Raw genomic sequence first — 26,974 nt, 5'->3', positions numbered from 1 at the left:
CATTGATTTTATTCATTTTTTTAAAATAAATTTGATAATTTAAAATATACCTACATTGGTAGGGGTTTTTGATCAAGATCTCAAAATTGAACATTTGTTAATTGAAAAGCAATAATGGGGGAGTAATTTGAAGGTAGGTCTGCATCATAAGACCAAAGTGTCTCGGGCTAGAGTGAGCGACTTAACCCGAGTGGAATTTGAATATTATTAATCGATTTTTGTTAAGTAATATTTGACAGTCTGTCGTGCTCCAAGTGTCAACAATTGTTGGTATGCGGTTTTTATTTTATTAACAATATCATTGTTTTGTGATATTTCTGGGCTAAATATTGCATCAATTTTTAATAGGGCATCAACGGCTTCTAAAGATGTACCATGGTGTTGATAAATCTTCGAAAACTCGTCACTAAGTGGGTCTTTGATGGGAATAGGTTCTCCGTCCTCATTGATACCACTGACATATCTCATCCAGGCGGCAACGCCTAAAGCAAGTAATGGGTAGTCTGACCCCTTTTTCTGGTGCCAAAGTATAGAGTCGAGTAGGCGCTGAGGTAGTTTTTGGCTACCATCAACGGCTATCTGTGCTGTTTTATGTTTAATTGCTCGATTAGCAAAGCGAGTTAATAACTGTTGGGCATATTGGTTAAGATCAATATTATCAGGCAAGCTGAGAGTCGGTTTTTGTTCGGCTAGCATTATGCGTTGTACGATTTGGTAGTAATCCTGATTTTGCATGGCATCTGATATAAACTCATAACCGCCTAAATAGCCTAAATAAGCCAGGAATGAATGGCTGCCATTTAACATTCTTAGCTTCATCATTTCATAAGGTGCCACATCCTTAACAAATTGCGCTCCCACATAGTGCCAATCAGGTCGGCCGTTCGCAAAGCAATCTTCAATAACCCATTGCCGAAATGGCTCACTGATAACCGCACAAGGATCATCTTCACCTGTTAATTGCTTGATTTCAGCAAAAGAATCTTCGGTCATCGCAGGGACTATTCTATCCACCATCGTGCTTGGAAATGTGATATTTCGCTTAATCCACAATGCTAATTCACTATCTTGTTGTGCAGCCAAACTTAAAATAGCATTTCGTGCAACCTCACCATTATTTCTAATATTGTCGCAAGAAAGTATGGTCACAGGGGGAAGATTTTGTTGAAAGCGTATTTTGAGAGCGGCAAGGATATAGCCTAAAACAGACTCTGGCGTTTCAGGATAGGCGATATCGTGGCGTATTGCAGGATGTGATAAATTGAGTTTATTCGTTGAAGGATCAGTGCAATAGCCTTTTTCTGTTATTGTCAAAGAGATAATCGCAGTCTCAGGCGCTGCCATTTTTTCAATCACGGCATGTACCCCATCAATACGTGGGTGCATCGCTTCTTTTACTGAATTAATCCGTGTTAGCGTGGTTCTTTCTTCATCTTTTTCTAATAGTACGTAAGTGCAGTGGCGTTTCTTTAGCTGACGGATAAGCTCTGCCCCGCGCGCCGACATTAAGTTTATTTCGCAATATCCCCAATCAGATTGAGATTGTTCAATTAATAGATGTGTATAAAGTGCTTGATGAGCACGATGAAATGCCCCGAAACCAAGGTGTACTATTCGAGGAACTAACTGATGCCTATTGTTATCCATTATCACTCCCTATCATAAAAAGAATATGCGCTACGCACACTTTACCATTTTGGATTTTAAAAACAATTTTGTTTTAAATTTGAGGTAAAAATAGAAAAAGTGTCATGAATAATAAAAGTGTACAACGTTAAAATATTTATTAAAGAAATAATTTGGTTATGATTTTAATTTATTGATTTATGTGTGTTTTTATTTATTTTTAAAGTTGGTAATTCGATGGTTAAGTATAAGAAAAAATTGAATTATTCAAATGACAGCACTGCTTTATCGATTAAATTTGATTTAGATCTCATTTTTAAATAAATTAAGAACAATTATGTTCTAAAATAATTATCTCAGTGTTAGTTTCAATGGTGCGCGCTTTTTGTCCGTTTTGTTTGAACAAAACATACCTCAAATAATGTATTCCTAAAATGTAGGGGGCAGTATGAGTGACACTATTTCAGAACAATTAGCCACAGATACCGCGGTTGATAAGCCCGCGGCAGATAAAAAAACGATTAGAAAAGTGATGATGGCAAGCGTGTCAGGCACCGTAATTGAATGGTATGACTATTCACTCTATGGCGCAGCAGCAGGGTTGGTGATTAACAAACTTTATTTTCCAAACTTATCACCAACAATTGCAACGCTGGCTGCATTTTTAACTTTTGCCGTCGGTTTTATTTCACGACCACTCGGTGGTGTGATCATTGCCCATATTGGTGACCGCTATGGGCGAAAACCAGCACTCATTTTTGCAATCGTCTTAATGGGGATTGCGACATTAGCGCTTGGGTTATTACCCACGTATTACCATATCGGCATTTGGGCAACGATTGCTCTGGTTATTATTCGGTTAATGCAAGGGTTTGGATCAGGGGCTGAATTAGCAGGTGCGCAAACCTTTGTGGCGGAATATGTCCCCATGAAGCAGCGGGGCTTCTATACATCGCTAATTAATGCTTCTACGGGGATTGCAATTTTGCTCTCCACAGCCGCATTTTTTGCCGTGACGCAGCTACCCGATGAAGCTTTTATGAGTTGGGGATGGCGGATACCTTTCTTGTTATCCATCGTTTTATTTATTGTTGCGATTTATATCCGTAAGCAATTAGATGAAACACCTGAATACGTTAAATCCGTTGAAAAAGCGGAGAAAGAGAAAAAAGAGCAAAAGATCCCAATTAAAGAGCTTTTTATACATAGCCGAAAAAATTTATTGTGTGGCTTCTTCAGTTTAGCGGGGCACCAAGCAAATGGTTATGTTCTTAGTGTGTTTAGTATTAGCTATCTGACCAATACATTAGGAATGGAAAAATCAGATGGATTGATGGCGTTAATGGTTGCTGTGCTGGTGAATACAATAATGACTCCTGTCATGGGACGTTTAACGGATAAATACGGAACTACGACCATTTTCTCTTTCGGCGCTATTTTCTTAGGTGCTTTTGCCTTTCCTTTATTCTGGTTTTTGGGGAGTGGCAGTTTAGTACTAGCAACGCTCGGTATGTGTATTGCGTATGGTATTGGACACGGTGCTACGTCAGGTGCACAAGGTGCATTCCTAGCCAATTTATTCCCAACACAATATCGTTATTCAGGTATTGCACTTTCACGAGAATTAAACAGTGTGATTTTCGCAGGATCAACTCCCGTCATTGCGACCGCCCTTGTTACCGTTGGTGATGGCAAACCCACCTATGTTGTTTATTACCTGATTTTCTGTTGTGTACTGACGTTAGCCGCAGTGCAAATGGCGAAAAATTTAAAACAGCATCAATAAGGCCATTTGTGGTCGTATCAATATTTAAATATGAGGTTCGTATGAATATTACTATTTCCGACACGAAACATGCACTAGGTGAAAAAGCCAGTAAAGCTGGAGTGCAGGCCATTAAACAAGCAATGCGCGAAAAAAGCGAAATTGCCATTATTGTTGCCACTGGTGCCAGTCAGTTTGAGATGTTGGATTGCTTAATCAAAGAAGATATTGATTGGTCAAGGGTGACTATTTTTCACCTAGATGAATACATTGGCCTTGATGAGACTCATCCAGCGAGTTTTCGCCGTTATTTGCAAGAACGTTTAGTGGATAAATTACCCACGCTACACCAATTTATTGGTGTGAATGGTTCTGCTGCTGATATTGGAAAGGAAATTCAACGGCTTAACGAGATTATCTCGCAGTATGAAATTGATGTCTGTTTTGCTGGTATTGGTGAAAATGCGCACTTAGCATTTAATGATCCACCCGCTGATTTTCATGCTACCTCTGCATATCTTGTTGTTAATCTTGATGAAGATTGTAGACGACAACAACTGGGTGAAAAATGGTTCGCGAGTTTAGATGAGGTGCCTAAACAGGCTATCTCGATGAGTATTCCACAGATCATGCGTTCAAAATCATTAATACTGAGTATTCCTGATTTACGAAAAGCTAGGGCGGTGAAAAACACACTTGAAGGAGAAATCACTCCTCGTGTGCCTGCATCTATTGTTCAAAATCATGCCCAATGCCAAATATTTTTAGATAAAGATTCTGCGTCATTGTTATCAAAGGTTGATTAAGGAAAAGTATTGAAGGAACAAATTATGAAAATGACGGGTGGCTTATTTGATATTCAAGTCAATGGTTTTGCGGGTGTTGATTTTAATGACGAAAAAATCACCGCAGAGGCATTGGATCATGCGTTAGAGGCGATGTTAAAAACAGGCGTCACACTCTGTTTGCCAACATTAATAACAGCATCGGAATCATCTTTGATAAAGCGCTTTCGAGCGCTTGATAAGGCGGTATCCACAAGTCGCTTAGGGCCATGGATGGTGCCTGGCTATCATTTAGAAGGCCCTTTTATTAATTCAGCAATAGGCTATGCAGGATGTCATCCACCTAACGAAATTATTAAACCTGATGTGCACTTGATAAGTCGGTTAGAGCAGGAAATCACTAAGCCAATCTTATTGATCACTTATGCACCTGAGTTTGATGACGATTTTCAATTTACAAAGCAGTTAGTCGCGGAAGGTAAATGTATTGCAGTGGGCCACTCGAATGTTAGCTTTAACCAAATGGAAGCGGCAGCCAGCGCAGGGGTTTGCATGAGTACCCATTTAGGTAATGGGATCCCTCAACATTTGCATAAATTGGAAAATACGCTGCAAGCTCAATTAAGTTGCGATGCGATTGGCGCAAGTTTTATCGCAGATGGGATCCATATTCCATTTCCTGCGTTAAAAAATTTATTGCGAACAAAGACGGTAGCAAGGTCAATACTGGTTACTGATGCCGTCAGCGCAGCGGGATGTCATCAAGCTGGGGTCTACCAATTTGCAACAATGTCGATTGAGCGGGCGGCTGATGGCACAGTACGGGTACCAGGAGAGGTCAATTTAGCAGGGTCTAGTTTAACGTTAGATCAAGCCATTCGTAATGTTGTGACACATAAAATGGCTAAATTTGATGAGGCAATCATGATGGCGAGGATGAACCCATTACGCTATTTGCAATCAGCGTTCGACTTCCATGGGATAGTCCCTCAAATATCTGCGGTGAAATGGGATGAAAACATGAATATCGTCAGTTGTGTATTAGGAGAAGATATCGCGCGCGAATATGTATTTTAAAATAATAAGCTATAGAATGTGTTAATAACTCAGTAGCTAGAGCTAAAGGTTTGCTCTGGCTACTTATAGGTACAATAAGTGTTTATACCTAAACCTTCTTCTTGCCTCTTGCGCTTCTCTAATGTTTTGTTTGTATTTTCTTTTGTGGATAGGGATTGATTGACTGCTATTCCTTAAGGCATACTTTGTCGATAGTGATTCACCATTTTTCCGCACATATAAGGGCTAGGCTGCCGATAAATAGCGTATTTTCCCAGTCGTTTAAGACAATTGTTTTTAGGGTAAGCTATTGATTAAACAGCTTTATATCTCACTATTATGATACTTAAACAAACGACAGGTTTTCTTTCTCACCTACCGATAACGCAACCCATAACCCACGATAAAGAGCGTATATTTTTTGCTATTTTAAATGGGCAAATCACAACTCGCCGCGAAGCCGTGAAGTTGTTGAATATTCGCTCGACAACAGTGTCTGAATATGTTGCACAACTTCTTGATAGCCGCTTATTAACTGAGACCATTAGCCAAAATTCAGGTCGGGGAAGGCCATCAATGGTTTTAGTTGTTAACCCTAACCGGTTAATTACATTGGTTTTTCAAGTGATTAGCTTGTCGTTGCACGTTTTTGCTATCAATTTAGTGTCAAATGTTATTGCTCATGAGCAACTCGAGGCATCCCCAGATTGCGATAATCAGGCATTGGCCGATAAGTTTAGCCAGCTCCATGAAAAAATTATGGTAAAGATCCCGAAATCAGCTGAAGTGGCTGGGTGCGTGTTTTCTCTAGGGGGAATTTTCGATAGCCAAACTTACCATTGGATACATGCTTCCCGATGGCCTCGAATGAATAACCTGAATATCAAAAAATTGTTTCCAGAGAATTATCGAGTCGTTTTGTCGCGTACGCTGGATGATGAACTGATGCTTCATGTTCTTGAACGCAATAGAAGTACTTTATTACTTCATTGGGGATATGGCGTTGGTGTTGCATTTAGTACAGCAGATAACCAGATTAACGTAGGTGGGCACGGGTTTGGCGAGATAGGCCATTGGCATATTCCCCAGCAAATAAAACCTTGCCAATGTGGGCAAGTGGGATGTTTAGAAACGGTGGCCGCGTTATGGTCCATCGGGCCTGATGTACTTGGAAGTAAATTCAAGGCACATGATGACGAGGAAAATATCGCTGAAATATTAGCAAGCTGTGATTTAGCCAGTAACCCCGTCATGCAGCAAGCAATTATTCATATGGTGAATGCAGCATCAAATATATGTCGGGTGTTTTTTCCTTCACGCCTCATTGTTTCAGGCCCATTTGTGAAAAATCCACAAGTTTGGGCGACTTTTTGTGAAAACTTTCAGCAGCAAAATGCATTTTTTGGACAAACTCTTCCAGAGCTTTCAATGAGCCAAATTAACCGCAACTCTCGCATTTATGGCGCTGCTTTGCCTGTTTTGGAACAAACATTATTGGAATTACTTGCTCAATAAACTCAACGATAAGTCATCAACTCTCAGCCCTGTGATCATCAAGGGCTAAAAGCGCTTAAGTATTAAAAGCCCTAACTGACTGTGCTTCCTTGCGCCAGTTTCATCACAAACTTCATCATCGTTCCCCCACTATCATTGATAACAGCATTGCCATTATCATCGCGAACTTAAGCCCCGAGCGTATTTTGAGGATATTATTGGATAGAAAAAGGGAATAAACGTGAGCTTGGTTGATGGTATTTTCAAAATGAATGGTATTTATATCTCAATTAGTTTGGTAGCGTGGTGGGTAATTTCAGTGAATAACAAAGGTGAATGTATGGCGCAGTGGCTACTTTTTGGGGCAGGTGGGAAAGGGGTTGGGAACATGATAGCCCAACTGGCGATTACAAATCAGCAGCAAGTGGTGGCAGTGGTACGCAATACTGAAGCCGAGGAAAAGTTGTCATTACAGGGGGTTAACGTATTTGTGGGGGATGCTTGCGATAAGGCCATCGTGACCGCAGCATGCCAAGCGGCGGGTACCAATGCAACGGTGATTTCCACCATGGGAGGCTCACAAGATTATTTAGCGAACCGTACAGTGATTGACTGTGCGGAACAAGAAGGGATCTCCCGTATGGTATTGGTGACATCTTTGGGATGCGGGGATTCATGGCAATATCTTTCTTTACGGGCAAGAGCTGCTTTCGGACACGCCGTAAGGGAAAAATCACTGGCTGAATCATGGTTACAAACCAGCTCCCTTGATTTTGCGATTGTGCGACCAGGCGGGTTACTTCATGGGGATGCGACAGGAAAGTCCATTTTGCAGCAAACTGTTGAAGCGCATGGGTTAGTGATGCGTGCAGATGTTGCTGCGCAGGTTTACCAACTTGCGAGTCAAACAGAATTGAAAAATCAAATCTATAGCCTTATTCAGCCAAACCTGACTATCAGTAAATAAGGCTAGATTATCGTTATCAGCCTGTTACCATTGATCGCCACCGCGAAAGTCGCAGTACAGGGATTCAGTAAACTCAACAGAATTATCTCTAGACCAGCCCATCACGCCGCCTTCTTCGCCTTCAGAGCGGACGTAGGCGCCTTGGCATAATTCAAACAAGGTGCCTTTCCACACTTTCCAACCAAGGGATTGATACAGATGGAACCCTTCGTCAGAGGCCGACAGCAAGCCAAGTTGGTAGCAATTGCCGATGATCGTATTTGTCATAGACATCAATTCACGCCCAATACCTTGGCGACGATAACTTTCCAGTACCGCCATGGCTTCGACATACCCCACTGAAATCGGTTTATCATTTATCGCCATATGGCGCTGAATTATAGCCACGTGACCCACGATACGATGTTGGTCATAGGCTAAAACGTGCATGCCGCCCAAGGCATGCTCAAAATCATCCCGAGTGAAATCCCCTTCAAACCCAACAAATAACATATCGAATAACGTGTCTTTTTCGTCATCAGTAAGCTGTGAAGTGTGGCACTGCCTGTATCGGATAATCATAAAATACCTAAATATGTTTCTCTCAGTCATCCTAATTGTAGGGAATTTTAGGATAATAAGTGGTGTTTTACGTGCTAGATAAACATCATCAAAAGTTAAAGAGTCGCGCCTTTAAGCGGAGCGCATCAAGGATCAACTGGTTAAACTCTTGGTTGTTATGTCTATCACCAGACATTTGGCCACCAATAAAACATAAATGGATCAGTTTGCTGAGCAAATCAGTATAGTGGCGAGGAATAAATAAACGATTGAGTTTTTGAGTCACAAAAGCTAATCGGGTTTCATCGACCCTTTGTTGGTACTCTGAAACAATCGGATCGTTGAGCGCCCATGCTCGAATGGCGACTTCTCTTGATGGGTGTTTTTGCGATGCAACATCAAGATATTTCTTCAAAATATCATCAAGAGTATAAGCAGAATTAGCCTGAGCTAACATCTGTTCCGTGTACTCTAACTCCCAGCATTCCAGTAAAGTGCGAACATATTCTTCACGATTTTTAAAATGGTGGTAAAAAGAACCGCGGGTTACATTGAGTTTTCGCGCAATGTGCTCACTGGAAAATCGAGTGTGTCCTTCTGTGTCTAACACATCAAATCCCGCTTTAATCCAACACGCTTTGGTTAATTTTTTCATTGTTCAATACAGGCTGTGTATGGTGGAAATACTACTGTTACTTTATGCCCTTAATTTGCCATTAACGAGAGCATAAAGGAACCAATATGAAAGAAATAGCGATTATTGCATTTGATGATTTTACAGATATTGACCTGTTTTTCATGTGGGATATTTTGGGGCGGAATCAACGAGATTGGCACGTTCGTATTTTGGCCATCACGCCCACAATTCGTTCTGCTCATGGGCTGGAAATTCCAGTGCATGGTTCAATTTCTGACGCGAATCAAGCCGATGCCGTGTTGTTTAGCAGCGGTAAAAAAGGCGTGCCAGACGTATTGGCGGATCCGAATTTTTTATCTGTATTACAGTTAGATTCAAACCGTCAATATATTGGCTCGATTTGTGCGGGAGCGTTTATTTTAGATGCGCTTGGCTTATTATCTGAACGAAAAGCGACAACTCACCAAGAGGCAAGAAAAGCGTTACAATTAAGGCAGGTAGAACCGATTGACCAACCTCTTGTTTGTCATGGGAAAGTCGCTACAGCGGGGGGATGCTTATCCACGTTGTACCTTGTCGGTTGGCTGATTGAATCACTATTTGATCAACAAAAGCGGAAAGAAACGCTATGCCATGTTTTACCAACGGGTCAGCAAACACTCTTTGAAAACTTAATCGAATCAAGTTTAATTCAAGCTCGGATTTAGGTTGTTTTAAATTGGGTCGCGTGTAAACACACGCAACCCAATAGTTATGAGTCACAACGTTATTGATTTTGTTCGTCTAACTGAACTAATGTGAGTAATAATTGACTCAAGGCACCATAAAAACCGAATTCATCATAACGTTGGCAATTGTGGCTAAATGTAGGTAACCACTGCAATAAGCACGATAAGGTTTGTTGGCGTAATTGCCTGATTTTTTCGTGATCGATATGGGGTTCACTGAGTGAAAAATGCAGGTGACTGAGTAATTCCAAAAAGATGGAAAGATGGTCTGACGGTTCATTAAATACATCACTGGTTTCCATTCCTGCTTCGAATAACAAACTCGCAATTTGTACGTTATTTGGCGCATTACTTGGGTAAACCGAGGCATAAGGTAAGGCAGATTGTTTATCTGACATTAAAAATAGGCTACAAAAATCCGCAGCCAGTTCTAATTGGGCGTCAGGTCGATGCGTAAGGGCATCGATTTTTATCTGTAATTCATGCGTTGGTGCAATTAATCTCGGTTCTTGCTCGATAATGGTAAACCAGTCCACCCTATCGGTGGACTGAAGCTGTGCCAATTGGGCGCTATCTAATTCACGTGAGAATAGTTGTGCTAGCCATGCATAAATACAGGCTATCTGTTCCCTGGTTAACATGCTGTTCTTGGTCATTTGTTCACCTGTGATGCAGGCACATATTCACATTGTGCTACCATTTCAATTGGCCCATCAAATGCACTAACGCTATCTAATTGCCCTGTGAATTTCTCGATCTCCACTAAGGTGGTATGTGCGCTGGTGGCCTGGGCGAGTTGTGATGTACCAATATCTAACGTTAATACGTTAGGGTTGCCATATTTACAAAGTGCATTGATTTCACCGCCTTTGGTAGGATCATACCAGGCACCTTCGTGAATACGGGCAACACCTTGCGCATACAAGTCAGAAACCACAGCACCAGCCAAAACTTGCCCGCGGTCATTAAAGACTCGAACCACATCACCGTTATGAATTCCACGAGCTTTGGCATCTTGAGGGCTGATAAATACGGGCTCTTTGCCACTGACAGAATAATATTGACGTAATGCTGGGGACTCACATAATTGTGAGTGTAAGCGAAAATCAGGGTGAGCAGACTGTAAATGCAAAGGCCATTGTTTAGAGCCTGGGCCACCGTGGGAGCGCTCAACTTTTTCAAACCACATTGGGTGGCCTTGGCAGTCATCGTACTGCATGTCTGCGATGGTTTTCGAGTAAATCTCTATCAAGCCGCTTGGTGTGCCCAATGGTTCTAAATCTGGATCTTCCCTAAAGGCTTGATGGCGAACAAACATTTGTGGATGTTCAAATTCCACATATCCGTCTTTTTCCCAGAATGCATCAAATGTGGGTAAATGAATACCGCGGCCTTTTCCTTGCTGGCTGCCTTCTTGCCAAATCCGTTTGAGCCAGCCCATTTGGTCTAAGCCTTCGGTGAATGCGTCTTCACGCCCAAAACGGCGGCATAAGTCACGGAAAATATCAAAATCGTTACGCGATTCAAATTGCGGCTCAACTAACTGTTTCATCGCAATAATGCCGCGATTAGAGTGGTTACCGTATTGGTCGAGGTCATTACGTTCAAATTGCGTTGTGGCAGGCAAGACAATATCGGCAAAACGGCAGGTAGATGTCCATTGGTTATCAATCGAAACCACCGTTTCAAGCTTACGCCACCCCTCAATAATACGGTTAATTTGCTGGTGGCGATGGAACGGGTTAGTACCCGCAAACACGCACATTTTTAATGGCGGTAGTTTGACGGATTTACCGTTCCAATTAATGGTTTTACCCGGCTCTAGAATCGCATCGATAAAACGCGCGATTGGAATAGTACTGCTATAGCCCTTGTAATCGTTGCTGTCGTGGATTGGCGGGACTTTGGTTGAGCCAGAAAAGCCACTTAAAATAATTCCTTGGCGGCTTGGTGTGCCTGCACCGTTATAGTGCCAGCCGAAACCAAACCCACCCCCAGGTAAACCAATTTGACCTAACATCGCGGCGAGCACAACAATCATCCACGACCATTGTTCACCATGCTGCATGCGCTGCACACACCAACCCGCAATAATTTGCGTGCGGTTTGCCGCCATTTGGCGTGCAAGTGTGCGGATTGTTTCAGTATCAATACCACAAATTTTAGCTGCCCATTCTGCATCTTTGGCTTGCCCATCTTTTTCCCCCAGTAAATAGGGTAAGAATTGCTCAAAACCAACACAGTAATCTTTAAGGAAGTTTTTATCGTGTAAATTTTCCGTGTATAGCGTGTGGGCTAAAGCGAGTTGTAAAGGTACATCGGCTTGTGGATTGATGGCGATGTGTTGAACATTGTCGCGTCCAAGATAATCATGAGTAGAGGTAATGATTGGGTCGACACTAATTACTTTTATCTCACCACTTGCTGTTTTTTCTTTTAGCTGCTCGTAATAAGCGTATACGTCGTGGTCTGGGCACCACCAGTTAGCTTGTTGGTTTTTAATGAGATCAGAGCCCCATAACACGATGGTTTTACTGTTTTCTAATACCAATGGCCATGAAGTTTGTTGCTCATAGACCTCCATCGAACCCACTACGCGAGGTAAAATAACCTGCGCAGCCCCTGTGGAGTAGTCGCCACCCGTGCTGACGCTGTTACCGTGCAGGGCGATAGCGCGGGCAAGCATCCCAGAAGCATTATGGAACATCCCCGTTGATTGCCAGCCACTTGCGGTTAATAACCCGCTTGGGCCATAAGTTGTCTGAATGCGTTCAAGCTCTTGATAGAATAAATCTAGGGCTTCATCCCACGAAACACGCACAAATCGGTTATCGCCCCGTTGGGTGGTATCACTTAAATGGCGCTTGCGTAGCCAATCAACCCGCACCATTGGGTAGCGAATGCGTGCAGTGCCATGTACGTGGTCAGGTAAACCAGCGATCATTTTGGATGGAAATTTATCGCGCTCAAATGCTTTCGCTTCGATAAATCGACCATCAACAACGGTGGCGCGAATAGCACCCCAATGCGATCCCGTTAAAATGCCTTCTTGTACAACAGCGGTTTGTTCTGCTGCCGTTGCTGCACTGGCTTTTCGTGGGGTTAGTAATGAAGGGCCTAGCATCCCTGCCACCGTTAGCCCGCCTAGTTGGGCAAGAAAGCGTCGACGAGAAGCTTGAAATGTCGGATTATTTTTCATTATTTTTCTCCGTTGTCACCATGTGCAGCACCACCTGTATCAGATGCATTCATTTGCAGGTATTTCAATAAGGTACGTTCTTCGCGCTTATCTAAACTGGTAAAGCCAATCATGCCATTTAGGGTGCCTATCCAGCCATTGGCGTCGAAGTGGGCGATGTCAGGTGCACCGTGGCACTGGTTGCATGAGCCGTTGTACAGGGAGTCTGCATAAGCCCAAATTGGTTTGATATCGTTGACCATATCCCCTTGCTGCACCCACGCAGTGGCTTGCAATTTGCTCCACGAGGTATCAGTGGCTTCAACGGTCGTGCTTTCGAGGGTTTTTACATTTTCTTGAACATCACCACGAATGGACGCAACGAAAATACGTTTGCCTGGTAACTCAGAAAGTACACGGCGGCGGCCATCGGTTTCTGTCCAACCCGTAATTTCGACTTGTAGCCAATCACCATCGCGTTTTAACACTTTCACTTCAGATGCTGGTAACAGTGAGCCTGCTGGGTCTTTATCGCCTTTTTGAGCATAAAGCGGTTTGATATCAAGGGAATATAATGTATTGCCATCGTCATTTGCTTTGGAACGTAATTCATCGAACTGTTTACGAAAACCACTGCTCATATCGGGTAATTGGTGGGCGATCCCTTTGTGACAATCGATGCAAGATTGGTTATCTTTCGCTGCAATTTGCATTTGGCGTGCCGCTTCTGGGTTTTGCTTAGCGTGATCCATTGAATCGTAATCATGGCAGGAGCGGCATGTCGCGGAATTATTTTCTTTCATGCGAGCCCACTCGCGTTCTGCAAGTTCTGCACGTTTCGCTTCAAATTTTTCTGGGGTATCGATCGAATGTGCGATAAATGTTTGATAAATATCATTGCTCGCTTCGAGTTTACGTTTAATCATGCCAGGGAGGTCATTTGGTATATGACAATCGTGGCACTCTGCACGAACACCAGAAGCATTTTGGAAATGAACAGATTGTTTATATTCTTCATAAACGGTTTCCATGCTGTGACAGCTAACGCAGAATTCCGTTGTACTGGTGACTTTCATTCCCACATGAGGAACAACGATGAGTGCAACGCCGACAACAATACCGACGATAAGTAGTGTGAGCATTGACCAGCGCGCACTTGGCCTTAATAACGCTCTCCAGAGTTTCCGCATAATATCCCCTAAAATAATATGGTTTAATATAGAGGATCTTATTCAGCAAATATGAATAGCGGTACTGGTCAGGATGAACAGCATGCGGCAAGATGTGAATAAATATGAACAGATATGAACAGAAGAGAAGAAATTGATGGCATCACATCATATTGTGGTTGTTGAAGACGAACCCGTGACTCAGGCACGGTTGCAAGCCTATTTTGAGCAAGAAGGGTATCGTGTTTCGGTCACGGGGAGTGGTGCGGGTCTGCGTGAAATTATGGAGCTTCAGCCTGTCGACCTGATTTTATTAGATATTAATTTACCTGATGAGAACGGATTGATGCTCACAAGGGCACTGCGAGAGCGATTTACGGTAGGGATTATTTTAGTGACAGGGCGCTGCGACCAAATTGACCGTATTGTTGGTTTAGAGATGGGAGCGGATGACTATGTGACGAAGCCGCTGGAATTGCGGGAGTTAGTCGTGCGTGTGAAAAATCTTTTATGGCGCATTGACTTAGCGAACCAAGCGCACTCGCAACCTATTTCCCAAGACAATTGCTACCAATTTGCAGGTTATTGCCTCAATGTGTCTATGCACACGTTAGAGTTTAACCAAGAAACCATAAAATTAACGCGTGCTGAATATGAAATGTTAGTGGCTTTTGTGACGAATCCAAGGGAAATTCTAAGTCGTGAGCGGTTATTACGTATGTTATCAGCACGCCGCGTTGATAACCCAGATTTGCGTACTGTCGATGTGCTGATCCGCCGTTTGCGTCACAAATTAAAGGCGGATTTATTGGTTACTCAGCATGGTGAAGGTTATTTTTTAGCGGCTGATGTATATTGATAAACAGGGCGAAATCCCCCAGGAGAAAGTGAACAACGTAAGTGCTCACTATCGGCATTTTTCTGGGTTAATACTAAAATGGGTGGGCTAATATTATCTGGTACGGCATGGCCTTCGAGCACATTAATTGCTTGTTCAATGACGAGTTCCCCTTGCCAAACCATTTGGTCGCTGGCTGCCATGATAATTCGGCCGCGTTTTAAGCCACGATAGACTTGGTGGGACAAGTAAAAAGAAACAATATTGAGTGGTTTTGCAAGGTTTCGTTTTTCACCCATCGCAGCCTCTGCGGCAATGGCCGTACCGACCACCACATCGGCATCAGGGTGACGCTCTAGCATTTCATGTAACAAATTACGTTGAATTTCAAGGTCGTTATCACCATGGGCAATATCAAGAATAGTTACATTGCTTTTAGCTATAGCTTGTTGGAAACCGTCTTCCATTTCTTGACTGCCACCTGCATCACGAGGGCCTGGCATCAGTAATACTTTTAATGGGTTGCCTTTGCTCCATTGAACAAGGTAACGACCAGGTTGATAGCCCATTTGGAACCAAGGTACACCCACGCGAGTTTTAATGATGTTATTGTGAGTGGCATTTATCACTTCAATAACAGGTAAATGACCTACTTGTTGGCTTAAGTTAGGAAATGATGTGGTGCTACTGCCTAGCAACAACGCGTCGGCTCCCCATTGTTGGCATTGGGAAATTTGTTTTTGCTGAGTCGCTAGCTGATTATAACCGCCCGCTTCCAAAACTTTTAAATCGACACCGTAAGTCTGGGCTGCTTTTTGCATACCATAATTGATGGATAACCAATAAGAATCTTTTAAACTTGGGTAAAGGGCACATAACTTCCAAACTTTGTCGGTTTGGGGCGTTTGGTGTTTTTGATGACTGAAAGACAAATTATCTTGCCAACGCAATAGCGACTCGTTTTTATCCGCAGCATAACCGAGTGCCGCGTAAAACGTGACGAACAGTAAAATAAATGCGCGCATGATAGCCTCACTGGTCATAAACCTTTATCCTAAATGCTTTTGTAATATGAACTCAACCTTTATTAACCGCTAGGTGCGTAAACTGTGAATTTATCACTAACTCGACGATTGTGGATGGGCTTTGCCTTAATGGCCGCATTGACGTTCATCAGTACCCTAGTGGGCTGGTATAACCTCCGTTTTGTTAGTCAGGTTGAGCAAGATAACACCCAAGCCCTAATTCCAACCATGAATATGGCGCGCCAATTAAGTGAAGCCAGCGCATGGGAGCTTTTTTCAGCACAAAATTTGACTAATGCAGATAATGAAAACAGCTGGCTTGCCCAAGGCCGAATGCTAACAGCACAAAGCTTAAAAATTACGAACTTATTGAAAACCCTTCGTGAACAAGGGTTTGATACATCAGCAATTGAACAGCAAGAAAAAGAGATCGCCAAGTCGTTAAGCCAACAGGGGGAGCTTGTTGGCCAACGGCTGACGTTGCGTAATACACAGCGACAACTACGCCAACGAATTATTTCAGCGGCAGGGGAAATTGCGCAGTTAGCTCATGGGCAGGCAAATAATGCCACAACCTCTGCAGGAGCAACGCAAGTTAGTTTATATGATTTAATTGAAGAAAAACGAACTTCATCAGCGCAGGCGGCACTTGATCGCTTAATTGATATTGACCTTGAATATGTCAGTCAAATGAATGAATTACGGCTCAGTGCGATGCGTGTTCAACAGATGGTGTTAAATTTAAGTACATTGCCATTAACCCCAAATACAGTGGAGTTAGATAACCAACTCAACCAAGCAGTGAAAATCCTCCAACGTCGGCAAAAATACATTGAAGATCCCGCAGTTCGTCACCAAGTAGGAAATGCATTAGACATCGTTAGCCGTTATGTGGAGTTGATTTCGCTATATCGCCAAGAAAACGATATCACCACGCGTTTACAGATTTTATCGCAAAATAATATTGACCAATTTGCACGCTTTAGCAGTGAAGTTACCCAACTGGTTGATACGATTGAACAACGTAATCAAACAGCACTTGTCGAACTCAAGCAAGCCAGTGAACGGGGGCAAAACTGGTTGTTGTTACTCAGTGTTGTGTCACTTTTTTCATTTATTTTGATTTTATGGCGTGTGGTTTATCGGCTAGTGACTAAACCACTCGCGCAGCAAACACAAGCTCTCCAGCGGTTACTTGAGGGGGATATTGATTCCGCATTTCCTGAAACAGCGGGGGTGAAAGAATTAGACACCATCGGTCGTTTGATGGATGCATTTCGCTCAAGTGTTCATGCGCTGAATAGTCAGCGTGAACAGCTCGCCGATCAAGTCAAAGCACGGACTGCGGAATTACGGGTATTGGTGGTAGAGCACCGAAAAGCACGCGCCGAAGCGGAAAAGGCCAACCACGCAAAATCTGCCTTTTTGGCTGCCATGAGTCATGAAATTCGCACACCGCTATATGGTATTTTAGGCACAGCGCAGTTGTTATTAGAAAAGCCACCGCTTAAGCAATATCGTGAAGATTTGCACGCCATCACAGATTCAGGTGAGTCTTTACTGGCTATTTTAAATGATATTTTAGATTACTCCGCCATTGAAGCAGGCGGGCAGAATGTTTCTATCAGCGATGAACCTTTTCTACCAAAACCGCTACTAGAAAGCACATTATATTTAATGAATGCGAGCAATAAAAACCGCGCTATCACAATGGTGGCAGATATTGCGGATGACTTGCCTGTGGCACTACAGGGCGACCCATTACGTATTAGACAGATTATTACTAATTTGTTGAGCAATGCACTGCGCTTTACACAGGCAGGGCAAATTACCTTACGCAGTTGTCGTTTTGGTAAATACTGGTTTATTGAGGTAGAAGATACTGGGTGTGGCATTGAAGGCTCGCGCCTAGCTGATATTTTCAAACCGTTTGTGCAAGTGGATAGCCAACGAGGCGGAACAGGTCTTGGGTTGACCATCAGTGCAAGCTTGGCTGAGGCCATGGGGGGAGAGCTTACTGTGAATAGTGAGTTGGGTGTTGGAAGCTGTTTTCGTTTAACATTACCCCTTTGCCCTGCGTTAAAGCCCATTGATAATTCTTCTGATTTACCTGTTAACATACATGGTGTGAGTTTATTGCTGATTGAAGATAACCCGTTGACACAAAAAATTAGCAGTGAAATGCTAATTTCAAGTGGGGCGAAAGTGACAGTCGCGGGGTCAGCGGCAGAAGCGCTGGCAATACTCTCGCAACAACCTTCCTTTACTGCTGCACTAGTCGATTTTGGCTTGCCAGATATTGATGGGATTACATTAGCGAAGCAGTTATCAGAGCAATATCCGTTGCTTCTCCTGATTGGTTTTAGTGCCCATGTGATTGATGAAACGTTGCGACAACGTACTCATAAAATTTTCCGTGGGATCATTCAAAAGCCTGTTCCGAGGGATACACTAAATCAATTAATTACTAAATATATTTCGGGGGGGGAATGCATTTCAATTCCATCTATTATTCCTGAGAATATACAGTCAGTTAATTTAGTGCAATTGGAAAATGATGCACAATTAATGGGTTACCCAAAAATCAAGGACTGGGTAGCTATTTTTAAACAGCATTCTTTCCCCTTATTGGCTGATATTGAGGCTGCTTATCAACATAATGATACTGAACGTATAAAAAAGTTGGCTCATCAATTAAAAAGCAGCTGCGCCAGTTTAGGCCTACAAATGGCGATGGCGACGTGTGTTCTTTTAGAAAAAGAACCTTTACAATCCACTGAATTAAGAAAAGAAATAGAAGATGGGTTACAAGTGATTGAGAAATGGTTGGAAAACCAATCGACTTGATTCAAGTTTCAAATGTTGTGAAAAAGGCGATTTAATCGCCTTTTTACGGCATCATTGTTTACCTTGCAACTCTTAAGCCACCTTCGACCCCTTGCGGGCTCCATAAAATTTGCCATAACTGGATATCACGGGCTCGAAAAGCGCCAGCACAGGCATTCAAGTAATAAGAAAACATCCGTTTAAAGCGCGGTGTATAATTATGCTCTAGCTCAGGCCAAGCTGATTGGAAACGTGAATACCACGCCATAAGCGTTTTATCATAGTCAGCACCAAAGTTATGCCAATCTTCCATCACTAATTTGTTTTCGCTACTTTCGCCAATATTTTGCAGTGAAGGCAGACAACCATTTGGAAATATATATTTATTGATCCATGCGTCAACATTTACCTTATTTCGATTGGAACCAATCGTGTGCAATAAAAATAGCCCATCTGGTTTTAAATTTCGTTTCACCACATCAAAATACGTTGCATAATTTTTGGGGCCGACATGTTCAAACATGCCAACGGAAACAATGCGGTCAAATTGGGCATTAAGATTACGGTAATCTTCTAACATAATTTGCACATCAAGTTCAGCACATCGCGCTTGTGCATATTTCTGTTGCTCAGCAGAAATCGTTACACCCGTTACCGACACTGAAAAATGTTTTGCAGCAAAAGCTGCAAGGCCTCCCCAGCCACAACCGATATCAAGTAAACGCATTCCTGGTTTTAATTGCAGTTTTTCGCAAATCAGTTTTAATTTTTGTTCTTGTGCTATCGGCAAGTTCTCGGGGGTATTATCTAAACCTTTCCAATAACCACAGGAATATTGCATATAAGGGTCAAGCATCCGTGAGAATAGGTCGTTCCCAAGGTCGTAATGCTCCTCACCTACAATGCGTGCGCGTTTTGGTGTTTGTAAATTACGGATGCGTGCAATCGCAATTTTCAGTATATCGCTGAAATTATGTGGTAGTTTTTTATCGAGACCATGGCGGAGTACATGGTGGAAAAAAATATCTAAACGTTCGCAATCCCACCAACCCGCCATATAACTTTCACCAAGTGCAATGGAACCTTGTTGTAAGACATGTTTATAAAATTGGTCATTATGGACACGAATATCGAAAGGTTGGGAGCCATTAATTTCAATGCCAGCTTCGCTTAATAACTCACTAACAATGCGCTTCCAAGAGTCGACAGAGGTTTTTTGATTAACAGCATGTTCAGTACTCATCTGATCTCCAATTTTTAGCAAAGTGGGATTCAGAGAGCTTTATTTGTGACGTATTCGCGGTACAGCAAAACAGGAATATTGACCACCACTGTATGGCAGACAGTGTATTAGCGTTATTGTTGCTATAAATAAAGCTCAAATCCAGTTTCAGATAACTCTCTAAAAAATATAAAACCTTCAGTGTGAATTTCAATCAAAATTACAACTAAATAACATAAAAGGCACTTATCACCAAAAAACAAGGTGAATTAAGGGGATATTGCCCTTATACCATTATATTTTAGTATGACTTAAGTGAGTGACAAAATGATGAACACTATTTTTATAAGTAAGTTTAAATAGTTACAGATGTGTAGATGGCTATTCTTGTTTGCAGATAATCTTAGTGGGTAAAATAGCGCTCAATAAATTATTGAGCGCTATTAATCAGTTTAATCAACAATGATTAAACGAGTGGGGAATATCCGTAACGAACGGTTTCAGTTTCTTCGAGGTGAATTTGGGTTACCGCAGGTTGGGTATTGGCAATGATTTGTCCATCACGAATAGAGTAACGCACTGGCACTTGACGGCGCACCGCATCGAAACCATTTTCAGCAGGCAAAATTAACAGACTTGCGCGTTTACCTTCACTGACACCGTAGTCTTGTAAGTTCAAGGTACGTGCGCTGTATTCACTAATCAGTTTCAATCCATCATTGATTTGCTGATAACCCATTAATTGGCAAACATGTAACCCCATATGCAGGACTTGCAACATATTGGCTGTGCCAAGTGGATACCACGGGTCAAAAACGTCATCATGCCCAAAGCACACATTAATATCCGCAGCCAGCATCTCTTTTACTCGCGTGATCCCACGGCGTTTTGGGTAGGTATCAAATCGGCCTTGTAAGTGAATGTTCACTAACGGATTGGCAACAAAGTTGATTTTCGACATTTTTAACAAGCGGAACAAACGGGATGTATAAGCACCGTTATAGGAGTGCATCGCTGTAGTGTGGCTCGCAGTCACACGGGAGCCCATGCCTTTCGCGTGTGCTAACGCGGCAACAGTTTCCACAAAGCGCGATTGCTCGTCATCAATTTCATCACAGTGAACATCAATCAAACGGTCATACTTTTCAGCTAAAGCAAAGGTTTTATGGAGTGATTCCACACCGTATTCACGGGTAAATTCAAAGTGAGGAATTGCACCAACGACATCAGCACCAAGGCGTAGAGCTTCTTCAAGGAGTTCTTCACCATTTGGGTAAGACATAATGCCCTCTTGTGGAAAGGCGACAATTTGCAAATCGATCCATGGCGCCACTTCTTGCTTCACTTCAAGCATCGCTTTCAGTGCCGTTAACGTAGGATCAGACACATCAACATGAGTACGAACATGTTGAATTCCATTCGCAATTTGCCATTTCAAGGTCTGCCATGCGCGGTTTTTCACATCATCGTGTGTGAGCATCGCTTTGCGTTCTGCCCAACGTTCAATCCCTTCGAATAAGGTACCAGACTGGTTCCAGCTAGGTTGTCCCGCCGTTTGGGTTGTATCTAAATGAATGTGCGGCTCAACAAAAGGAGCCGAAACTAACCCACCTTCACCATTTAAGCTTTCTGGCAAGATCTCGCCATCCACTTGCGGGGTAATTGCAGTGATTTTTTGGTTATCGATATCGATGCGCCATAAGCCATTACGCTCAGGTAAGCGGACATTATGGATATGTTTAATAGTTTGATTATGCACGAGTTAACTCCGAATCCGTGGCACGGCGGCGGTTTAATAAAGGATTAAGTACAGCGTAACACAAAGCGCCCCCAAGGACGGCATTAACAGGCACAATTCCAGGTAACCAATGCCCCGCAATGACACCCGCTGCAACAGCGATTAACGCACTGACATTCACATCACGCATTTTACTGCGATCGAATGTTTCATAACGATGGCGATACATCAAGTAGTCAGCAATGATTATCCCACCTATCGGTGGAATGGCGGCAGATAAGAAGGTTAGCCAGCCGACAAAATTGTTATACAGCCATAATGCACACAAAGTACCAACTAACCCATTCACAATGGATAAGGCTTTACTGGATAACCCAGTAATGTTGGCGAAGCCTAAACCTGAAGCGTAAAGGGCATTGTCATTGGTTGTCCAAATGTTTAAACCCAAAACGATAATTGCGGGTAATAACAAACCTTGGGCAATCATGACATCTGAGATATCAGCCATTCCGAGTGACGCGGCCCCAGCTGCACCAAAGATAAACATTAATGAGTTACCAAGGAAGAAAGCCACGAGTGCGACTAAAACGGCGACTTTCGGTTTGCGACCAAAGCGAACAAAATCTGCGGTTAAGGTGCCTGCACTGACGAATGAGCCGACCACCATGGCAAGTGCCAAATTAAAATCAATCGGTTTTGCAGGGACAACGGCTTGTAGTGCGCTCATTCCCCCCATATCGGTGATCGCGAGGTAGACAGAGTAACTCCCTAATATAGCAATCGCGGGAACGGCGACGATAGAAAGGACGGTTAATGCGGAAATACCGAAAAATACGGTGACGGTCATTAAAATGCCTGAAATACCAATCAACCAGTTAATGTCCCAGCCTGTGGCTTTACCAACAGGGATAGCAAACATCGCAACACCCACACCAAACCAGCCGACTTGCGTGCCGCCAAGTAAGAATGAAGGGAGCCATGAGCCTTTAATACCGAAGGAGTAACGCGCTAGGAGGTGAGTTGTTAAGCCAGTTTTTGAACCGATAAAACCAAGAAATGCGGTGTAGATACCAAGAAGAAGATTACCAATAAGAACTGCGAGGAAGAAATCATGAAAATTAAGACCGGTACCGAGAGCGCCTCCGGTCCACATACTGGCTGAAAAGAACGTTAAACCTAGCATCACAAAGGTTAATGCTAGTCCGCCTTTTCGCGCGGATATGGGCACGGGCCCATGGCTATAATTTTTATCTTCAGGCACGATTGTCTCCAGTTATTTTTCTCAGGCCAAAAAAATCCGACGCATTTTATAGCCATCAAAATAAAAAGCAAACGTTTTCGTATATTGTTCAATATTTTTAATTTATTGATTTGAAATGTGTGCTCTTAGGTGATTTATTGCAGAGAGGTAAATCCATATTCAGTAAAAAGTTGTTGCGATTCAATCTGTAATAGGTAATTTGCGAAAATTTCTGATTTTTTTGTTATCAATGCCATGGTGTAAATCGCTTGGATATTATCGTGATTTGGAATTGGGAGCGTGGTGAGGTTTGGCAGTTTTGCAATTTTTTGTTGATAGTGATGATAGCCAATAAATAAGTCTGCCTGATGAGATTCTATTAACCATTGGGAAGCTAATTGACCAGAAGGGATCACGGGAGAGTTTTTCCCACCGACTAAGTGGCGAGTACGAGCTTGAATCTCATTAGCAAGGTGAGGATGATTCAGGCGAATTTTATCGTAGAGTTGGATAACATAATCCCCACAAGGGTCATCGTGGGGCGTAGATGTGCCAATGATAATATCTGGTGCACTAAGCAATTGCAGCCAGTTTGGGTACTTTTGGGCAAGCAGTGTCGTTGTGGTAATTCCTAGGCGGTTAGTAATAAAGGGCAAAGTGGCATAGGCGATATTTTGTTGCATTAATACTAGGGGATGTGCTTTATCCGCAGAAAGAAACAGATCACAATATGTACCTGCCTCAATTTTTCGCCGTAATAGACCTGCGGGGCCAAACTCACAGGTGATTGCATGCTCATCCGCTTGCGGAAAATGCGTTAAAATGGCAGTCAATGCGCCACGTAGACTGCCCGCTGCCATAATATGCATTAATGGTTGCCTTGATATTGAGTACGATAGAATTTTTGATACCAATTATTCACTTTTGCATCCACATCAACATCAGCAAATTTTTGGGGGTAGAGCTTGCTCGCCATCCATAATTCACCTAACGCCATAGCTTCAGGCATTGGATAACCCCATGCTTTCGCATATTCAGGCATTAAAAAGACGCGTTTATTTTTAACAGCATCAATAACTTGCCAGCGCGGGTCATTGTTGATTTCATCCACTACGCTTGGGTATCGGTCTTGAATGAAAATGACTTCAGGGTTCCAGCTAATCACTTGTTCTAAGGAAACTTGTTTGTATCCTTTGATGGTTGATGCGGCAACGTTCATCGCCCCTGCATGTTGCATCATTAAACCCGTGTATTTTCCAGAGCCATAAGTGGTGAGCTCAGGGTTCGCCATGTAGGCTCGAATACGTTGATTTTCAGGAATATTTTTTAAGTGTTGAGCTACAACGTCGCGGCTATCAAAAGTTTCTTTAATCAGTGCTTTTGCGTTGTCGGGTTTATTGACGATATCCCCAATCAGCGCAATGCCTTCTTTTAAGCCTTCGTTATATGCCTGTTCTTCGTTGATAAGTTCAGGATTGACATTGTTTTTTGCTTTGCCACTATTGTCTTTTTGCAATGAAATTGCCACAACAGGAATGCCCACTTGGGATATTTTATCGATCATTTCTTGCGGGGCATAGTTTGTTACAAATACCACTTGAGGTTTTAATTGCACTAAACTTTCAAGGTTAACACTTTTGAGGTCACCGACATTGGGAACTTTGACCAATTCAGGAGCAAGTCTTTCATAATTTTGCCCAAGTTGTTCACGCCAATTCCCCATGACGCCAACGATTTTATCGGTGGCATCCAACTGAACCAGTAAATTTAATGTTTGGTGTTGGAGAACGGCGACACGTTCAATCTGGTCGTCAATGACAACTTTTCGACCTAATTGATCGGTAAATTCTCGCTCAGCTAAGCTGGCGAATGAGCAAGATAAAGCCAAAAGGCCAATAAGATATTTTTTCATTGTTATATAACCTAGTATTTCGATGTAAATTGATTTATATAACGATTAATTTCAAGGGTCAACTATCATTTGGTGAATTAATGGGTTTAAACTTGATGTTAAATAAGAAATAAAAAGAAAAATTTAGCGCCTAATAAGCTTAGACGCTAAATCACAACAGAAAGGCTATTTTAAGAGTCGTGCTTTAACGGATTTACCTTTGATTTTACCTTGTTGCAGGTGTTTCCACGCTTGCTGAGCCACGGAGCGCTTTACTGCCACATAGGCGTGGGTTGGGTGAATGGCAATTTTACCAATGTCTGCGCCGTCAAGGCCGACCTCTCCAGTGAGAGCCCCTAAAATGTCACCAGGGCGCATTTTAGCTTTTTTGCCGCCATCAAGGCATAACGTCACCATTGTGGCTTCAAGTGGTGTAATGCGAAGACCTGCGGGTTCGGGTTGCCAGTTTAGCTTCATATTCAGCATTTCTTCGAGGGCATTTGCGCGTTGTGCTTCTTCAGGGGCGCATAGGCTAATGGCTAAACCGCTTTCACCTGCACGAGCAGTACGGCCGATACGGTGCACATGAACTTCAGGATCCCACGATAATTCATAGTTAATCACCATTTCAAGGGCTTTAATATCGAGTCCGCGGGAAGCGACATCGGTCGCAACCAACACGCGGCTGCTCCCATTTGCAAAGCGCACCAAGGTTTGGTCACGGTCACGTTGTTCTAAGTCGCCATGTAGCACTAACACACTTTGCTTGCTGTCATTTAGTGCATCATACACCGCTTGGCAATCTTTTTTGGTGTTACAAAAAACGACGCAAGAAGCGGGTTGTTCACGGCTTAATAATTTTTGTAATAATTCGATTTTACCGTGGCGTGAGACTTCATAAAATTGCTGCTCAACCTCAGGTAATTCATCAACACTATTGATTTCAATTGTTTGTGGCTCGTGCTGAATTTGTTGGCTAATGCGTGCTATTTCATCTGGCCAAGTAGCGGAAAACAGTAAAGTTTGTCGGCTTATTGGTGCGTAGTTAATTACGGTTTCAATGTCAGGCATAAAGCCCATATCTAGCATTCTGTCCGCTTCATCCAGCACTAACGTTTGCAATTCATCAAGTTGAACGGTTTCGCGGTTTAGGTGATCAAGTAAGCGGCCTGGCGTCGCGACAATTATATGGGCTGCATGAGCAAGGGAATCGCGCTGCACGCTAAAAGGTACACCGCCACACAAGGTGAGAATTTTAATGTTTGGAATTGCACGGGCTAAGCGGCGTAATTCGTTGGCGACTTGTTCTGCGAGTTCGCGAGTAGGGCACAAAACCAATGATTGGGTTTTAAATAATTTGGCATCAATACGTTGCAATAACCCCAAACCGAATGCAGCAGTTTTACCGCTGCCTGTTTTGGCTTGCGCACGAACATCTTTCCCCGCCAGGATAGCAGGAAGGGCGGCCGCTTGGATCGGGGTCATACTGAGGTAACCTAACTCTTGTAGGTTAGACAGTTGTTCCGCGCTCAGCGCGTTAAGATCAGCAAATGAAGTCACAATAAAATCTCAAATAATAAAAAGGAGCTAATGGCGCCAATGATACTATCCCTGCATGATGCTGTCTGTTTTTAATTCCAAATTAAGGTAGGAAAGGTGGGGTTCAGGTAAGATTTTAGATAAACCAGACTGGAGGATAATTAAATGGACAATTTGCAGCAGCGGCTCAATCATTATCAACGGCAAATTCAAGAAAGTGAACTCAACGTTGTCTATGAGTATTTAATTAAAACCATGATGCAAGCAAAGCAATATCTTGCAAATCAATCTGAACGTGGTTTTGAATATGGAAATATCTCCCCAGGTTACCTAGATTACTCATATTTTCCTATTGTAAATACATTTTTGAAACAGCGAAAACTGCGCTTTGGTATTGTGCTTAATCACCGTAAATTGTGTTTAGAATTATGGTTGATGGGGCAAAATGCATCAATACAAAAGGTATATTGGCAAAAATTAAAATCCAGTCCATGGAATACACATTTGGCTGAAATGCCGCAATACAGTGTGTTAGCGACTATGCTAATTTCTCATCCTGATTTCACGCAAAAAAGTGCACTATTTGTTGGAATAGAAAAACAGCTGTTCCCACTGATGAATGACGTGATGTGTTTTATTGAAAAAATAGAAAGGTAAGTCATAAAAAGCTTCCTTTCTTATAAAGGAAGCTTTGAGCCAGTGTTCTCTAT

The 26,974-nt window shown here is 42.6% G+C and carries 22 protein-coding genes; 9 read left to right on the top strand and 13 right to left on the bottom strand.

Annotated elements, in window-relative coordinates:
• Nucleotides 1–207: 207 nt before the first annotated feature.
• On the bottom strand, nucleotides 208–1,647 hold the full coding sequence (locus PSF27_RS07545) for a mannitol dehydrogenase family protein (RefSeq protein WP_272681213.1): 1,440 nt from the start codon (nucleotides 1,645–1,647) through the stop codon (nucleotides 208–210).
• A gap of 427 nt (nucleotides 1,648–2,074) precedes the next feature.
• Between PSF27_RS07545 and PSF27_RS07540 the strand changes: the two genes are divergently transcribed.
• From PSF27_RS07540 to PSF27_RS07520, 5 genes are all read left to right on the top strand, one after another.
• Nucleotides 2,075–3,412, top strand: a complete 1,338-nt coding sequence (locus PSF27_RS07540) for an MFS transporter (RefSeq protein WP_206082817.1) — start codon at nucleotides 2,075–2,077, stop codon at nucleotides 3,410–3,412.
• Nucleotides 3,413–3,453: 41 nt separating this feature from the next.
• A complete protein-coding gene (locus PSF27_RS07535; protein WP_272573385.1) occupies nucleotides 3,454–4,197 on the top strand; it encodes a glucosamine-6-phosphate deaminase in 744 nt (247 codons plus the stop codon).
• 24 nt (nucleotides 4,198–4,221) lie between these two features.
• Nucleotides 4,222–5,253: an N-acetylglucosamine-6-phosphate deacetylase gene (locus PSF27_RS07530; protein WP_272681212.1), complete on the top strand. Its 1,032-nt coding sequence runs from the start codon at nucleotides 4,222–4,224 to the stop codon at nucleotides 5,251–5,253.
• Between the two features lie 318 nt (nucleotides 5,254–5,571).
• A complete protein-coding gene (locus PSF27_RS07525; RefSeq protein ID WP_272681211.1) occupies nucleotides 5,572–6,747 on the top strand; it encodes an ROK family protein in 1,176 nt (391 codons plus the stop codon).
• Between the two features lie 319 nt (nucleotides 6,748–7,066).
• Entirely contained in the window at nucleotides 7,067–7,693 is a 627-nt protein-coding gene (locus PSF27_RS07520; RefSeq protein WP_272681252.1) for an SDR family oxidoreductase, read from the top strand.
• Nucleotides 7,694–7,717: 24 nt separating this feature from the next.
• Here PSF27_RS07520 and PSF27_RS07515 read toward each other — a convergent pair whose 3' ends face one another.
• Entirely contained in the window at nucleotides 7,718–8,254 is a 537-nt protein-coding gene (locus PSF27_RS07515) for a GNAT family N-acetyltransferase (RefSeq protein WP_272681210.1), read from the bottom strand.
• Nucleotides 8,255–8,342: 88 nt separating this feature from the next.
• Nucleotides 8,343–8,888 (bottom strand): TetR/AcrR family transcriptional regulator, encoded by a 546-nt coding sequence (locus tag PSF27_RS07510; RefSeq protein ID WP_272681209.1) that lies wholly within the window; start codon nucleotides 8,886–8,888, stop codon nucleotides 8,343–8,345.
• Between the two features lie 86 nt (nucleotides 8,889–8,974).
• Between PSF27_RS07510 and PSF27_RS07505 the strand changes: the two genes are divergently transcribed.
• The gene (locus tag PSF27_RS07505) at nucleotides 8,975–9,577 is read left to right on the top strand and encodes a DJ-1/PfpI family protein (protein WP_272681208.1); all 603 of its coding nucleotides are present in this window, start codon (nucleotides 8,975–8,977) and stop codon (nucleotides 9,575–9,577) included.
• A 59-nt stretch (nucleotides 9,578–9,636) separates the two neighbouring features.
• Here PSF27_RS07505 and torD read toward each other — a convergent pair whose 3' ends face one another.
• The 3 genes from torD to torC are packed head-to-tail and all read right to left on the bottom strand — an operon-like array spanning nucleotide 9,637 to nucleotide 13,966.
• A complete protein-coding gene (gene torD / locus PSF27_RS07500; protein ID WP_272681207.1) occupies nucleotides 9,637–10,254 on the bottom strand; it encodes a molecular chaperone TorD in 618 nt (205 codons plus the stop codon).
• Nucleotides 10,251–12,797, bottom strand: coding sequence for a trimethylamine-N-oxide reductase TorA (gene torA / locus PSF27_RS07495; RefSeq protein ID WP_272681206.1), 2,547 nt, complete (start codon nucleotides 12,795–12,797; stop codon nucleotides 10,251–10,253). The genes torD and torA overlap by 4 nt, the downstream gene beginning before the upstream one ends.
• Nucleotides 12,797–13,966, bottom strand: coding sequence for a pentaheme c-type cytochrome TorC (gene torC, locus PSF27_RS07490; RefSeq protein ID WP_272681205.1), 1,170 nt, complete (start codon nucleotides 13,964–13,966; stop codon nucleotides 12,797–12,799). Before torC ends, torA begins: the two co-directional genes overlap by 1 nt.
• Nucleotides 13,967–14,102: 136 nt before the next feature.
• Between torC and torR the strand changes: the two genes are divergently transcribed.
• Nucleotides 14,103–14,804 carry a two-component system response regulator TorR gene (gene torR / locus PSF27_RS07485; RefSeq protein WP_206082808.1) on the top strand — a complete coding sequence of 234 codons (702 nt, stop codon included), beginning with the start codon at nucleotides 14,103–14,105 and terminating at the stop codon, nucleotides 14,802–14,804.
• On the opposite strand, the gene torT is transcribed toward torR, so the two are convergent.
• On the bottom strand, nucleotides 14,777–15,808 hold the full coding sequence (gene torT, locus PSF27_RS07480; protein WP_206083029.1) for a TMAO reductase system periplasmic protein TorT: 1,032 nt from the start codon (nucleotides 15,806–15,808) through the stop codon (nucleotides 14,777–14,779). The two genes, torR and torT, sit on opposite strands and share 28 nt — an antisense overlap.
• An 84-nt stretch (nucleotides 15,809–15,892) precedes the next feature.
• On the opposite strand from torT, the gene torS reads away from it, so the two are divergent.
• Nucleotides 15,893–18,655, top strand: a complete 2,763-nt coding sequence (gene torS / locus PSF27_RS07475) for a TMAO reductase system sensor histidine kinase/response regulator TorS (protein WP_272681204.1) — start codon at nucleotides 15,893–15,895, stop codon at nucleotides 18,653–18,655.
• Nucleotides 18,656–18,713: 58 nt separating this feature from the next.
• Here torS and cfa read toward each other — a convergent pair whose 3' ends face one another.
• From cfa to dbpA, 6 genes are all read right to left on the bottom strand, one after another.
• Nucleotides 18,714–19,877 (bottom strand): cyclopropane fatty acyl phospholipid synthase, encoded by a 1,164-nt coding sequence (gene cfa / locus PSF27_RS07470; protein WP_206082806.1) that lies wholly within the window; start codon nucleotides 19,875–19,877, stop codon nucleotides 18,714–18,716.
• Nucleotides 19,878–20,322: 445 nt separating this feature from the next.
• Complete coding sequence (locus PSF27_RS07465) at nucleotides 20,323–21,615, bottom strand: cytosine deaminase (protein WP_272681203.1); 1,293 nt, start codon at nucleotides 21,613–21,615, stop codon at nucleotides 20,323–20,325.
• The gene (gene codB / locus PSF27_RS07460) at nucleotides 21,608–22,855 is read right to left on the bottom strand and encodes a cytosine permease (RefSeq protein WP_206082804.1); all 1,248 of its coding nucleotides are present in this window, start codon (nucleotides 22,853–22,855) and stop codon (nucleotides 21,608–21,610) included. Before codB ends, PSF27_RS07465 begins: the two co-directional genes overlap by 8 nt.
• Before the next feature lie 134 nt (nucleotides 22,856–22,989).
• The gene (locus PSF27_RS07455; protein WP_272573388.1) at nucleotides 22,990–23,703 is read right to left on the bottom strand and encodes a substrate-binding domain-containing protein; all 714 of its coding nucleotides are present in this window, start codon (nucleotides 23,701–23,703) and stop codon (nucleotides 22,990–22,992) included.
• On the bottom strand, nucleotides 23,703–24,746 hold the full coding sequence (locus PSF27_RS07450; protein ID WP_272681202.1) for an ABC transporter substrate-binding protein: 1,044 nt from the start codon (nucleotides 24,744–24,746) through the stop codon (nucleotides 23,703–23,705). Before PSF27_RS07450 ends, PSF27_RS07455 begins: the two co-directional genes overlap by 1 nt.
• Before the next feature lie 165 nt (nucleotides 24,747–24,911).
• Complete coding sequence (gene dbpA, locus PSF27_RS07445) at nucleotides 24,912–26,285, bottom strand: ATP-dependent RNA helicase DbpA (protein ID WP_272681201.1); 1,374 nt, start codon at nucleotides 26,283–26,285, stop codon at nucleotides 24,912–24,914.
• Nucleotides 26,286–26,429: 144 nt separating this feature from the next.
• On the opposite strand from dbpA, the gene PSF27_RS07440 reads away from it, so the two are divergent.
• Nucleotides 26,430–26,921, top strand: coding sequence for a DUF7000 family protein (locus tag PSF27_RS07440; RefSeq protein ID WP_272681200.1), 492 nt, complete (start codon nucleotides 26,430–26,432; stop codon nucleotides 26,919–26,921).
• Nucleotides 26,922–26,974 lie beyond the last annotated feature (53 nt).

The organism is Providencia sp. PROV129 (assembly GCF_028482245.1).
Lineage (GTDB): Bacteria > Pseudomonadota > Gammaproteobacteria > Enterobacterales > Enterobacteriaceae > Providencia > Providencia vermicola.
This window is presented reverse-complemented; position numbering and strand designations above follow the sequence as displayed.

Bases quoted from the DNA above. Each gene is read 5' to 3' on its own strand.
- torC (WP_272681205.1), bottom strand. From the start codon at position 13,966: ATGCGGAAACTCTGGAGAGCGTTATTAAGGCCAAGTGCGCGCTGGTCA.
- PSF27_RS07535 (WP_272573385.1), top strand. From the start codon at position 3,454: ATGAATATTACTATTTCCGACACGAAACATGCACTAGGTGAAAAAGCC.
- PSF27_RS07545 (WP_272681213.1), bottom strand. From the start codon at position 1,647: ATGGATAACAATAGGCATCAGTTAGTTCCTCGAATAGTACACCTTGGT.
- torD (WP_272681207.1), bottom strand. From the start codon at position 10,254: ATGACCAAGAACAGCATGTTAACCAGGGAACAGATAGCCTGTATTTAT.
- PSF27_RS07515 (WP_272681210.1), bottom strand. From the start codon at position 8,254: ATGATTATCCGATACAGGCAGTGCCACACTTCACAGCTTACTGATGAC.
- PSF27_RS07440 (WP_272681200.1), top strand. From the start codon at position 26,430: ATGGACAATTTGCAGCAGCGGCTCAATCATTATCAACGGCAAATTCAA.
- torT (WP_206083029.1), bottom strand. From the start codon at position 15,808: ATGCGCGCATTTATTTTACTGTTCGTCACGTTTTACGCGGCACTCGGT.
- PSF27_RS07520 (WP_272681252.1), top strand. From the start codon at position 7,067: ATGGCGCAGTGGCTACTTTTTGGGGCAGGTGGGAAAGGGGTTGGGAAC.
- PSF27_RS07510 (WP_272681209.1), bottom strand. From the start codon at position 8,888: ATGAAAAAATTAACCAAAGCGTGTTGGATTAAAGCGGGATTTGATGTG.
- PSF27_RS07455 (WP_272573388.1), bottom strand. From the start codon at position 23,703: ATGCATATTATGGCAGCGGGCAGTCTACGTGGCGCATTGACTGCCATT.
- cfa (WP_206082806.1), bottom strand. From the start codon at position 19,877: ATGAGTACTGAACATGCTGTTAATCAAAAAACCTCTGTCGACTCTTGG.
- PSF27_RS07525 (WP_272681211.1), top strand. From the start codon at position 5,572: ATGATACTTAAACAAACGACAGGTTTTCTTTCTCACCTACCGATAACG.
- torR (WP_206082808.1), top strand. From the start codon at position 14,103: ATGGCATCACATCATATTGTGGTTGTTGAAGACGAACCCGTGACTCAG.
- PSF27_RS07530 (WP_272681212.1), top strand. From the start codon at position 4,222: ATGAAAATGACGGGTGGCTTATTTGATATTCAAGTCAATGGTTTTGCG.
- PSF27_RS07540 (WP_206082817.1), top strand. From the start codon at position 2,075: ATGAGTGACACTATTTCAGAACAATTAGCCACAGATACCGCGGTTGAT.
- torA (WP_272681206.1), bottom strand. From the start codon at position 12,797: ATGAAAAATAATCCGACATTTCAAGCTTCTCGTCGACGCTTTCTTGCC.
- PSF27_RS07450 (WP_272681202.1), bottom strand. From the start codon at position 24,746: ATGAAAAAATATCTTATTGGCCTTTTGGCTTTATCTTGCTCATTCGCC.
- PSF27_RS07505 (WP_272681208.1), top strand. From the start codon at position 8,975: ATGAAAGAAATAGCGATTATTGCATTTGATGATTTTACAGATATTGAC.